Consider the following 13,225-nt stretch of genomic DNA (forward strand, 5'->3'; position numbering starts at 1 on the left):
TTAGGTAAGCTATATCGTATGGCCCCAGTTGCCTATCGGAATACGTAACGGGCGCTTAGAGCGCAGCCTTTACTTGAAAAATGGGAATCAACTTTTGGATTAAGCACACCAGAAGCTGCGGCTGCGCAGGATAGGACATGGCTGGCTGTGATGGGGAGGTGATCGGTAGTTACTTTAAGCTGTCGAGCCAGGAATTGTTCACTGAAGATGGTTTGCATCTGAAAACCATTAATAGTGTTTATTTGTTTCTGAATTTCCGACTGTGAAAGTACGTCCTAAAAGAATCATAATTTTATATAACGTCGGTGATTTTGCCTCAACTGGTTATGATTCTTGCTTTTGCTCAGATCGAGTCATCTCCTTATGCGGCAATATGTGTCTGGAAACACATATTTACGAGTGTTAATAAAACAAAACTTTGACACACATAGGCTATTCAGCCTAGTACACAGTGCCTATACTCCGGAGGCAATTGACAACCATTGAAGCGTTGAGAAACGATTGGTGTTATTGCAGTGGTTGGTCGAAATATCTAAAAATAGTGAGTATATAGTCGGTCTTAGAAGCAGATGGCTGCAGGATACTGAAAAGTATCTGGCTTAAGCTGCAGCGACCTGCGTGATATCGCCGGTCAAGAACGGCTTTTGATGAATCTAAAGGGGAGAGGAAACATGCGGGAGAACACCGACGTTAACGCTGGATTTGGCTTTAAATCGCTAAGCAAATCGAAGACAAACTGGCATGATGCCTTGCTTGGCTCGCGCATATTGCGCGGCGGTCGCATGACTAAGTGGAAAGGTATTGTCGTCAGTTGCGCCCCGCATGTGGCTGGCGTTGTACCTCTTGTTACACGCGCGCTGGGCAGTCGAATACTGGCGCGTGTGCTTCTGCTGGGATTGGTGGCAGGGCCAGCGGCGGCTGCGGATGTGTACTGGGATGTGAATGGCGGCAATCCCGGGCAAGGTGGTAGCGGAGCCTGGGACCTGAGTGGCGTTACCTGGAATCAAAGCAGCGACGGTGTGGCCGGACCCTTCCGGGAATGGGATAACGTTGCGCTAGATACTGCCGTCTTTGGTGGCACTGCGGGAACGGTAACGGTGGGCAGCGCCATCAACGCGGGCGGGCTCTCCTTCACAACCGCCAACTATACGCTGAATGGTGGCACGGTCACGCTGGGCGGGGCTTCGCCTACGATTAGCGTCGGCGGAAACACCACAATCAACTCAACCCTTGCGGGAAGCGCCCCGATAGCCAAGTCGGGCGCGGGTGTGCTGACCCTGAATGGTGCGAATACCTTTACAGGTGGTTTGCGTGTCGAGGCCGGTGGCCTAGCGGTTAATTCGGATGCAGCGCTTGGCAGTGGCGGTGTGTCAATGGCTGGAGGAACTACTCTCAACAGTTCGGGAGTGCTGAATGCAAGCCGTGCCGTTACGCTTGAAAACGGGGCGGTCACGGTTAGTGGGGCCGGTGTCGGTTCTGCGAAGTTTACGGGGGCGGGCGGGTTAATCGCGGGTGACGGCGTTACGCTGAGCAATGACACCAGTGACTTTACGGGGGGCATGACTTTCAACCTCGACGGCACCGCTTCTTTTACCTCCGTCCGCAATACGGGCGAAGCGAGCTCGCTCGGTGCAGCGGGAACCATCACCTTCACGGCCATGTACCAGTATTCCGACAAGCTGCATTATATCGGTGACGGGGATACCTCCAATCGCGATTGGGTGATGAACACTAGTGGGGGAACATCGGGCGCCGTATTCCTGAACAGTGGTACGGGTGGGCTGACGTTGAGCGGTAACATCGCGGTCGACATGGCTTCCACCAGAAACATGGTTTTTTCTGCCCAAAATGCCGATCTGGCACTTTTAGGTGTGTTAAGTCACACCAGCGACGGTGCGATGGATTTTCGCGGCGGCGGCGCGCAACACACCATCACCCTGGGCGACGCCAATACCTATGGCGGAGCAACCGTGATCGGTATAGCCAACGCTGGCGTTTCAACACCTACAGGTACCGTGACGGTCAAGGCTTCCTCGCTTTCGGACACTGGTGCTGTCAGTTCGTTTGGCACTGGCACCGCGGGAGGTATCTCGCTTACGAATGACAGCGTGGTCAGCTATGTCGGCGCGGGAGCCAGCAGCAATCGCGCATGGACCATAGGCCTAGCGGGGAATGGGGCGGGCGGAAAAATTCTGAACGACGGCACGGGAACGTTGTCGCTAAGTGGCGATGTAGTTCTGAGCGACGTGGCGAATAACAAATTGACACTTGGAGGTGGCTTCGCGGGCACCAACGCGCTTTCGGGCACCATTTCCGGCCCTGGCGATCTTATCCTGGATGGGGCAGCGGGCAACGTCTGGGCACTGAGCGGCGTTAATACGCGCAGCGGCGCCGTTACTGTGCAAGGCGGAACCTTGCGCGCAGACAATGCGGCGGCCTTTGGCACTACGACCAACGTGACGGTCAATGGTGGCACGCTGGATCTGAACAACTTTAACCTTAATGCGCAAGCTCTGGCTGGTGCAGGTGGCTCGGTGGCGCTTGGTAGCGGGAACCTTTCCGTTAATCAGGCTTCGGGTGTGAACACCGCCTATGCTGGCGCCATACACGGCACAGGTTCCTTTACCAAGCAAGGGGCGGGTACGCTGACGCTGACGGGCAGCAATACCTACACCGGGGATACCACGGTGGGTGGCGGCACGCTTGGTTTGGATTTTTCGGCGGCGGGTGCGCCGACCAGCGACATCATTTCAAGCTCCTCGACACTGAATATGGCAGGCGGCTCACTGGCCGTGACGGGCGCGGATGGCGCGACCAGCACGCAGACCTTCGACGGCATGAATGTGACTGCGGGGAATAACTCAGTTGGGTTCACTGCGGGCTCGGGCGGCACGGTGAATGTGAATCTGGGTGCGATAACCCATAGTGGCGGTTTGATCGACTTTGCCGAGTCCGGCAACGGCAATATCATGACCAGCAACGCCACGTTAGGTGGATGGGCCACGGTCAACGGCACGGACTATGCCAAGGTCGAAGGAGGCAACATCGTCGCTTTCACCGAAGCAGACTATACGGATAAGGACGACGCGGGCAACTGGCTGGACGGCGAGTACATCACCGACATTGACGGCTTTCACGGCACCTTAGGCACCACGACGCAGCTCGCAGGCCTTCGGTACACCGAAGCCACAGAAACGACGGTGACGATTGGGACCGGCCAAACGCTCGGTGTGGATGGCACCATCATCGTCGCGCCCTCGGTCGTGGCCAACGATCAGACAATTACGGGCGGCTCCTTGACGGGTACGGCAGGTGGCGGCGAGCTGGGCATACAGCAGAACAGCACCGGTGATTTCACGATAGCCTCTCAGATCGTTGATAACGGTGGCAGCATCGGTTTCACCAAGGCAGGTACCGGGCTGGTTACTTTGTCCAATGCCGGCAATAGCTACACGGGCGCCACGACGGTGGGCGAGGGTACGCTGTCTGTTGCCAACATCGGTGCTAGTGGTGCGGCGAGCGGCATCGGTGCCTCAACGGCGGATGCCTCCAACCTGGTGATTCAGGGCGCGACGTTGCAATACACGGGCAGCACGGCCATAACAGATCGCGGCTTTACAGTCGGGCGGGCTGGAGCGGTTGAAAGTGGCATCATCGCCGTCACCCAGGCCGCGACCAACTTGACGTTCGGTGGCGAAGTGGTCAGCTCCGACGATGCAGGTCTTACCAAATCCGGGGCCGGCACACTGACACTGACCAACGCCAATAATAGCTACACCGGTGTCACGACGGTCAATGGCGGTACGCTGGCCGTGGCCGCGCTGGCCGATGGCGGCGTTAACAGTTCGATCGGCGCATCAAACAGCGACTCGGCCAATCTGATCTTGTCCAATGGCGGCACGCTGGCATATACGGGTGGTGCCACGGCTACTGATCGCGGGTTGCAACTGGGCGTGGGTGGCGGTGCCCTAGGTGTGAGCAATGTTGCCTCGGTTTTGACTGTTAGTGGCGTTGTTGAAGACCAGGGTGCGACCAGGGGAATCCTGACTAAGAAGGGCGATGGAACGCTTGTATTGTCGGGCACCAATACATACTCGGGCGGCACTGTCGTAGCTGAGGGAACGCTGCAGGCAGGTTCGATACAAGCCTTTGGGAGCCCAACTGCGATTGCGACGGTCGCCAGTGGCGCAACACTGGATCTGAATGGCTTCAACAATACGGTGGGTGCGCTGGCCGGTGCCGGAGACGTGGACCTCGGTTCCGCCACCTTGACCTCGAGCAGTAACTCCGGCACCTTCTCGGGTGCGATTAGTGGTACAGGAGGGGTTACGCGAGCAGGGGGAGGGCTTCAGACGTTCACCGGTGCCAATAATACCTATACCGGGGCCACCATCATTGATGGTGCCACGCTGGGCGTAGATAGCTTGGCCGACGGTGGACAGGCCAGCGGCATTGGGGCTTCGAGCGCAGATGCCGCCAACCTTGTCCTTAAAGGCGGCAGACTGAGTTACACCGGTAGCGATGTCGCGATCGATCGAGGTTTCACGTTGGAGAGTGGACAAGGACGGGTTAGCGTGACCAACGCCGCCGTCACCTTGGCGTTTAGTGGTGATGTTGGGGGCGCTGGTTCGCTGAGAAAAGAAGGACCGGGCACCTTGGTATTGTCAGGCGCGAGTACCTACACTGGTGGCACGTTGGTGGATGGTGGGAACTTGCGCGCGGGGGCGGAAAATGCTTTCGGTACCGCAACCACTGCGGGTGGAATGACTTTTACTAATGTGGTCGGAGCATCGCTGGATCTGGACGGTTTCGACACCACGGTCGCTTACCTGAATGGGGGCGGCGCCAATGGCGGCGACATTACGCTCGGCGACGCGACGCTGACGATCCGCACTGGTAGCAACACGTCCGGCGCCATCTATTTGGGTGCCATCAGCGGCACCGGTAGCTTGGTCAAGAACGGCGCTGCAGTTCAGCGTCTTCACGGCTGCGACAGCAGCTATTCGGGCGGCACCACTATTAACGGTGGTTCAGTCGAAACGTCGTGCCTGGACGATGGCGGCGTTAATAGTTCGATTGGGGCATCGACCGCCGACGCCTCCAATCTCGTGCTCAATGGCGGTACGCTGCGTTATGTCGGCTCAGGCGACAGCACCAATCGCGAATTCACGTTGGGCACAACAGGCGGCGGGCTCGATGCCTCAGGCACGGGAGCGGTGAACTTCACCAGCACGGCCGCGATCACGCTGGCCGGCGCAAATGCCGCGCGGACGTTTACCTTGTCCGGTACTAATGCTGACGACAATACACTGGCCGCCCTTATCGAAAACAATGGGACAGGCGTAACGTCGCTGACCAAGGCGGGTACAGGCACGTGGCGCCTGACCAATCCGGCTAGTACCTATACAGGCGTGACGACGATCGACGGCGGGGTGCTTTCCGTGGACAAGCTGTCTGATGGTGGCCAGGCGAGCAGCATTGGCGCCTCAACCAGCGATGCCGCGAATCTGGTCATCGGCAACAACTCAACACTACGCTATACCGGCACGGGCGACACGACCGATCGCCTGTTTACGCTCGCCACCGGGGTGACTTTCATCGAGTCCTCGGGCACGGGTGCCGTCGTCTTCGAGAACACAGCCCCGGTGACCTACTCGGGTAGTGGTCCTCGCACCGTGGGTCTTGGCGGTACTAATACTGATCTTAATACCTTGGGCGGCACCATCAGTGATGGTGCAGGAGGCACCACGACGCTAGCCAAAAACGGCCCCGGTACCTGGGTGCTGACTGGTGATAACACTTATACGGGTAGCACCATTATCAACGACGGCAACCTGATCGTTGGTAATGGTGGCACCACCGGTAATGTGGGTACGGGCAATGTGATCGTGGATGCGGCGACATCGACGCTTTCCCTGAATCGCAGCGATACCTTTACTCTTGATGGCACGTTGAGCGGGCCGGGCACGCTCGCCCAGGTCGGTAGTGGCACTAGCATTCTGACTTCTACCACCAATCAAATTGGTGCTATGACCATCAGCGCAGGCACTTTGCGGGTCGAGGGCGGTTTGACCACGCCGACCATTGAGATGACGGGCACTTCAACGCTGGATGTGAACGGCACCCTACAGGCCGCAGGCGCGACGCCAGTTGCTTTCACGGGGGATGCGGGTGCAAGCACGATCAATGTGAATACTGACGGCATACTGCGTGCCAACGGCGACCTAGGCGCAGGTGTGGATGTGCTGGCGCTGACAGGCACACTTGATACGGGCGTCGGCGCACTGGCACTGGGCGATGGCAATGATACGCTGGTCCTGAATGATGGAGCCCAGATTACAGGCAGTGTCCTGGCAGGCGCTGGTACGGACCTGCTGCAGGTGAACAATGGTTCAGCTTACAACCTGGACGGTGCAAGCGTTGGTGGCTTTGAAAGTCTGGAGAAGCTGAGCACCGGCACCCTCACGCTGACGGGCGATCATACCTATACCGATGGCACGACCATTGCGGCCGGCACCGTACAGGTGGGCAACGGCGGAACGTCGGGTTCGCTTGATAGCGATGTGCTCAACAATGGCACACTCGCCTTCAACCGTTCCGATGCCTATACGTTCGTCGGCTTGATTACGGGCACTGGCGGTCTGGACCAGATTGGCGCTGGAACAATCACCTTGACGGGTGACAATAGTTATGCCGGATCGACTGAAGTGCTGGCTGGCACGCTGCTGGTCAATGGCGATCAGTCCGCAGCAACGGGGGAGACCACAGTAGCCAGCGGTGCGACACTGGGCGGCACGGGCACCCTTGGTGGCGATGTCAGCGTGGAAGGTGGTGCGACGCTTAGCCCAGGCACGGCCGACGGCATGGCGGGCACGCTCAGCATAAACGGCGACCTCGCGTTGAACGACACCTCGAACCTGGCCTTCAACTTTGGGGAACCCAATGTGGTTGGCGGCGCGCTCAACGACCTGGTCAATGTTGGTGGCGATCTTGTCCTGGATGGCAACCTGAACGTGACGCAGACAACTGGCGGAACTTTCGGGGCGGGCATCTATCGTGTCATCAGTTACCAGGGCGGGCTGACCAACAATGGCGTGAACCTGGCGTCAACGGACTTTGTGCTGCAAACGTCGGTGGCCAACCAGGTGAACCTGGTGAACACCGCCGGCGAGAACCTGAACTTCTGGGATGGTGGCGCAGGGCCGCAGAACGACAATGTCGTGAATGGCGGTGACGGCACATGGAGCCGCTCGGCCGATGCGTTATGGACCACCGATACAGGCGAGATCAACGCGCCGTACTCGAATGGAACTTTCGCGATCTTTACTGGAGCACCCGGCGCGGTAAGCATCGACAATACAGATGGCCAGGTCGAAGCTTCGGGCATGCAGTTTGCGGTCGACGGTTACTCACTGACTGGCGACGCATTGACCCTGGTCGGCGGCTTGGACGACCCCGCGGTCTCTACGATCCGCGTGGGCGACGGCACCACCGAGGGCGCGGGCATGACCGCTACGATCGGTGTGGATCTTACCGGGGCGACGAAGCTGGTCAAGACCGACCTCGGCACACTGGTCCTGTCGGGCACCAACACCTACGCGGGTGGCACACGCATCGAGGATGGCACGGTATCCGTATCCAGCGATGGCAACCTGGGTGATGCGGCCGGTGCGATCGAGATTGATGGCGGCACGCTGCAGAACACAGCGGCCTTCGCTTCGATGCGCGGCGTGACGTTGGAAGCTCGCGGCGGTACGTTCCTGACCGATGCGGATCTTGCGCTGTCGGGCACCATCGACGGTACCGGTGCGCTGAGCAAGGAAGGAACAGGCGCGCTCACATTGTCAGGTGTCAACAGCTACGCAGGCGGCACTCACATTAACGAAGGCACGTTGTCGGTATCGAGCGACAGCAACCTCGGAGCAGCGGCGAGCGCTATGACCCTCGACGGCGGCACGCTGCAGAACACGGCGGCGTTCGCCTCTGCGCGTGGGGTCACACTAGAAACAGGTGGCGGTACATTCCAGACCGATGCAGAGTTGACACTGTCGAACGTGATAGATGGTACGGGTGCGCTCACCAAGACGGGAGCCGACACATTGGCGCTCTCGGGCGCGAACACCTATGCTGGCGGTACAACAATATCCAGCGGCACCTTGCAGCTGGGTGCTGGTGGTGCATCCGGATCCATTGACGGCGATGTCGCAAACGAGGGCACGTTGGCCTTCAACCGGTCCGACGTCTATAACTTCGACGGTCAGGTCTCTGGCAGTGGTGCGGTGGAGCAGGTAGGCAGCGGTATAACGGTCCTGACTAGCGACAACACGTATACCGGTCAGACGACTGTGCAATCGGGCGCTTTGCTGATCAATGGCGATCAGTCCGGCGCAACCGGCCTTACTTCGGTTGCGAGCGGCGGTGCGCTCGGTGGCACAGGTGTTGTTGGCGGTGACGTCGATGTGGCCGATGGCGGCGCACTTCGCCCTGGTGGCATAGGCGCTACGCCTGATACGCTCGCCATCAATGGCAGCCTGACGCTGGCCGATACGTCGGCCCTGGACTACAACTTTGGCGAGGCGGGCGTCGTCGGTGGCGCGTTCAACGACCTGGTCACTGTTGGTGGCGATCTCACGCTTGATGGCGTCCTGAACGTTACGGAATCGGCGGGTGGCGAGTTCGGCCCCGGTCTGTATCGTGTCATCAGCTACGACAGGGCGTTGACGGACAACGGCCTAGCGCTTGGTGCCATGCCGGCTGGCGACTTCCACGTCCAGACATCGATAGCTCAACAGGTCAACCTGGTCAATGCTACCGGGCTGACCCTCAACTTCTGGGATGGCCCGGCGGGTGGCCTGAACGACAGCAACATCCACGGTGGCGATGGCGAGTGGAACCGTTCCAGCAGTGAGTACTGGACCACGGATACGGGTGCGATCAACGCGCCCTACGCGAATGGCGCGTTCGCGGTCTTCGCAGGCGAGCCTGGCACGGTTACCGTCAGCAACGATGATGGTGCAGTAGAAGCGCTCGGCATGCAGTTCGCAACGGACGGCTATACCATCACGGGGGAGGAGTTGACGCTGGTGGGTAACGCCAGCGACGTCTCGACAATCCGGGTGGGCGACGGCACGCTCGCGGGCGTAGACATGATCGCGACGATCGAGGCTACGCTGGGTGGCAGCTCAACGCTTGAGAAGACAGACCTGGGTACGCTGGTGCTAAGTGGCGTCAATACCTACACGGGTGGTACGTCGATCAAGGGTGGCACCTTGCAGGTCTCCGAGGATGCGAATCTTGGCGATGCCGCTGGCGTGTTGGCGATCGACAACAGCACCCTGCATACGACGGCCTCGTTCGAGAGCGGGCGTGATGTTGATCTAACTGGCACAGGCACGTTCCGGACTGATGATGCGACCGAGTTGGCGTTCAACGGTGCGTTTTCAGGGGCCGGCGGTTTGACGAAAGCAGGTACAGGTACGCTCGTTATGGGAGGAGCCTCCTCGTATACCGGCGCCACGACAGTTGCCGAGGGCACATTGCGGGCGGGTGCTACCGACGCGTTCAGCGCTACTACCGACATGTCGGTTCTGACCGCAAGTGAACTCGATTTGGCCGGTTACAGTCAATCCATAGCTTCACTATCGAATGCTGGCACAGTGCGTCTGTCGGGTGCGCCAGGCACACGTCTGAATGTAGACGGCAACTACATTGGCAATGACGGTTTGCTGGTGTTAAATACTGTGCTGGGTGACGATAGCTCATCGACGGATCGGCTCGTTGTAGCTGGCGATACATCAGGCAACTCGGCTCTGCGGGTAAATAACATAGGCGGTGGCGGCGCTCCCACTGCGGAAGGTATCAAGCTGGTGGATGTCGGTGGCGCCTCGAACGGTAGCTTTGCGTTGCAAGGCGACTACGTGTTCGAAGGCGATCAAGCGGTCGTTGCGGGCGCCTACGCATATCGGCTGTACCAGGGCGGTACCAGTACACCGACTGACGGTGATTGGTATCTGCGATCGAGCCTGACCGACCCTGTTGGTCCCACCGATCCTACGAACCCAACCAACCCGACTAATCCAAACACTCCAAGTGAGCCGTTGTATCAGCCGGGCGTACCTGTCTACGAGGCGTATGCAGGGGCGCTGCAGGCCTTTAACCAACTGGGTACTTTGCAACAGCGGGTCGGTTCCCGCTCATGGAAAGACCAGGGCAGCGTGCGCGCCACGCCTGAAGGGTCTGTTGACGCTAACGGTATCTGGGCGCGTGTACAGGCCAGCGATGCCAGCTTTGACCCTGACGTCACGACTAGCGGCACCGACTATGATGCAAAAACCTGGAAGTTCCAGGTAGGCATTGATGGCACCGTCAGCGAAAATGAGACAGGGCGCTCGGTCGTGGGCATGTACGCTCAGTACGGCACCATGGACTCTGACCTGCACTCGATCCACGGCAAGGGCGCGATTGACACGAAGGGCTACAGCTTGGGTGGTACGTTTACGTGGTACGGAAACTCCGGCGCCTATGTTGACAGTCAGGTGCAGGTGACCCGGTATGACAGTGATCTGCGCTCGAAGACTGCCGGACGGCGTCTCGTTGACGGCAACGATGGCATGGGTTACGCATTGAGTGTCGAGGGCGGCAAGCGCTTTACACTAGGCGGACCCTGGTCGTTGACACCGCAAGCGCAACTGTCGTATTCGTCCGTCAAGTTCGATGACTTCACCGATCCTTTTGGTGCCGACGTTTCGCTTGACAAGAGCGAGAGCCTTGTCGGTCGTTTGGGACTGGCTATCGACCATGAGACCGAGTGGACGGGGGCAGGCGGGCAAACTGGCCGTTCGCGTATCTACGGCATCGCCAACGTCTACTATGATTTCGCAGATGGTTCACGTGTGAACGTGGGCGCAACGCCGTTCAAGAGTAAGAACGACGCGCTACGTGGCGGTGTTGGTGTGGGCTGGTCGCTGAACTCCTCCGACGACAAGTATTCGGTCTATGCCGAAGCACTTGCCAACACGAGCCTGAAGAACTTCGGTGATAGCAACGAGGTCAAGGGTACAGTGGGTGTACGCATGCGCTGGTAATACAGCATTGCAGCATCGAAGGGCAGCGCCTTTGCGCTGCCCTTTTTTCTTGGTGCGTCCGCATTCGGCATTAATGGAACGCAAGTTTTTAGCTCAACTTACCACCGGACTCGCAGCCCGACCATGGCCGCAACAGCATAGCTATCACCGAAGTTGGCCATGCTGCTTTTCACTGAGGTTTCGCCATACAGCGAGTACTTGTCGCGAGCCCAGTTATAAGAGCCGCCAACGCCGACGCCAGCCCACAGCGGCTCATTCTTGCTGATGAACTTGGTACCCGCCACGTTGGTTCTCGCCCCATCCATAAAGTCGTAATACACGTTGGCGATCCCGTATACGTTGGATCGGTCGATCACCCCACTCGCATCAGTCGTTTCGTTCTGATAGTTCAGGGCAACGCCAAGACGACCTGTCAGGTTGTTGCTTCGATCAAGCGAAACCTGCGCGCCGAACGGATCAGTGAAGCGGTCAAAGTCTACCGAGGAGTAAGAAAGCTGGGACAGGTCAGTCCGCAAGCTTGGGCATTTTTCCCGCCTCCAGCTCATCCAGAAAATCCGCCCACTGCTGCACCATCACTTTGCGCTGAGCCAAGAAGGTGGCGCGGTCGTAGCTGGCGCCCAGTTCTTCTTTCGACACGTGTGCCAGGTGGCGTTCGATGACGTCCGGCTCCCAGCCAAGATACTCGCGGATCATTGTGCGCGCGGTGGCACGAAATCCATGACCTGTGATCTGTTCTTTGGTGTCATACTCCAGTGTGCGCAGAGCCGAGTTGATCGTGTTTTCGCTGATATAGCGTGACTTGTCAGAGCGCCGGGCCATGTTGGGGAACACAGGGCCGGACGGGCCGGTAATTGGCAGAAGGTCCTCCAGAATCTGTCGAGCCTGGCGTGACAGGGGTACGATATGCGCAGGGGTGCGGCTATCGCGCTTCTGCCACTCGCGCATCTTCATGTTCTCTGGCGGGCAGCGCCACAGTCCCTTTTTGAGATCGACATCTTCCCAATGTGCCAGGCGCAGCTGGCCGGGCCGCTGGAAGATCAGGGGAGCCAAGCGCAAGGCGGCAACGGAAATGAAGTTGCCGGAGTAGGCGCGCATGTCCCTTAAAAGCTGGCCCAGTAGCTGCGGGTCAGTGATGGCGGCGTAGTGGCGGCCGCGCGGTGTCGGCAAGCCACCCGTACGGTTGTTGACGAAATTCTGGGCCGGTTCCAGTACGCCGGTATCCACAGCGTACTGATAGACGTGCTGGACGGCCTCGCGGACACGCTGAGCCGTTTCCAGGTTGCCGCGATCCTTGATGCGATGCAGGCACCGAACGATTTCCGGGGGCCTGATAGTCTCCATCGCTTTGTCACCTACCCACGGGAATACGTGAATCTCCAGGTGACGAGTGACCTTGCTTTTGTAGCCGGCAGACCAGACGCGATCCTTGCTGGCACTTTCGAGCCAGGCGCGCGCCATCAGCTCGAAAGTATTCATCTTGGCGATCCTGGCTTGCTCTTGCTGCTCTCGTCGAGCGTCTTGCGGGTCGATGCCTTGAGCGCGCAGCGCGTTCGCCTCTCTGGTGAGTTCACGTGCCATCGCGAGGGTGATCGTCGGGTAGGCGCCCAGGCCGATCTTGACTTGCTTTTCGTTGGACTTGTAGCGATAGAGCCAGCTCTTGCTGGTTGCGCGAACGCGCAGATAAAGTCCGTCACCGTCGGCCAGCAGGTACTCTTTGGCACTGGGTGAAGCAGTGCGGATCTTCAGATCAGTCAGGAATCCCATTGGAGTCCCCCTTAAGAAAAAACCGGGCTGAAACCAGTCTAGGGGACTCCCTGGGGGACGCGCAAGCTTGGGATTTGTTGAAACTTGATGGAACTTCATGGGTTAAGTTTCTATCCTAACCGCATGATTTCCTTGAGAATTTGGTGCAACTTGAACCTGTTTGGAACAAGCCGTTGGTGCCCGGGGCCGGAATCGAACCGGCACACCTTTCGGTATCGGATTTTGAGTCCGACGCGTCTACCAATTCCACCACCCGGGCTATTCTCTACGGTGTGGATGCAATGTTTGAAACATGCGCGTAGTAGGAAAGAAGAAGATTATACACAGAAAAGCACCGCCGTAAAGATTTTTTGTGATTTATCTGTTCATGTGTTTAC

General features: G+C 58.6%; 3 protein-coding genes and 1 tRNA gene. 1 reads left to right on the forward strand and 3 read right to left on the reverse strand.

All coding sequences use genetic code 11. From position 1 onward, the window contains the following. The first annotated feature begins 671 nt into the window (after positions 1–671). Positions 672–11,084, forward strand: coding sequence for an autotransporter-associated beta strand repeat-containing protein (locus tag AC2UZI_RS03750; RefSeq protein ID WP_486942482.1), 10,413 nt, complete (start codon positions 672–674; stop codon positions 11,082–11,084). 98 nt (positions 11,085–11,182) lie between these two features. Here AC2UZI_RS03750 and AC2UZI_RS03755 read toward each other — a convergent pair whose 3' ends face one another. From AC2UZI_RS03755 to AC2UZI_RS03765, 3 genes are all read right to left on the reverse strand, one after another. Continuing rightward, on the reverse strand, positions 11,183–11,599 hold the full coding sequence (locus AC2UZI_RS03755; protein WP_486942483.1) for an autotransporter outer membrane beta-barrel domain-containing protein: 417 nt from the start codon (positions 11,597–11,599) through the stop codon (positions 11,183–11,185). Further along, a complete protein-coding gene (locus AC2UZI_RS03760; protein ID WP_486942484.1) occupies positions 11,589–12,848 on the reverse strand; it encodes a tyrosine-type recombinase/integrase in 1,260 nt (419 codons plus the stop codon). Before AC2UZI_RS03760 ends, AC2UZI_RS03755 begins: the two co-directional genes overlap by 11 nt. Positions 12,849–13,022: 174 nt before the next feature. Further along, positions 13,023–13,107, reverse strand: a tRNA-Leu gene (locus tag AC2UZI_RS03765). Between the last annotated feature and the right edge of the window lie 118 nt (positions 13,108–13,225).

The organism is Paenalcaligenes sp. DL 463 (assembly GCF_057475185.1).

What these genes read in the sequence shown, in the direction of transcription:
- AC2UZI_RS03760 (WP_486942484.1), bottom strand. Translation starts at nt 12,848, where the DNA reads ATGGGATTCCTGACTGATCTGAAGATCCGCACTGCTTCACCCAGTGCC.
- AC2UZI_RS03750 (WP_486942482.1), top strand. Translation starts at nt 672, where the DNA reads ATGCGGGAGAACACCGACGTTAACGCTGGATTTGGCTTTAAATCGCTA.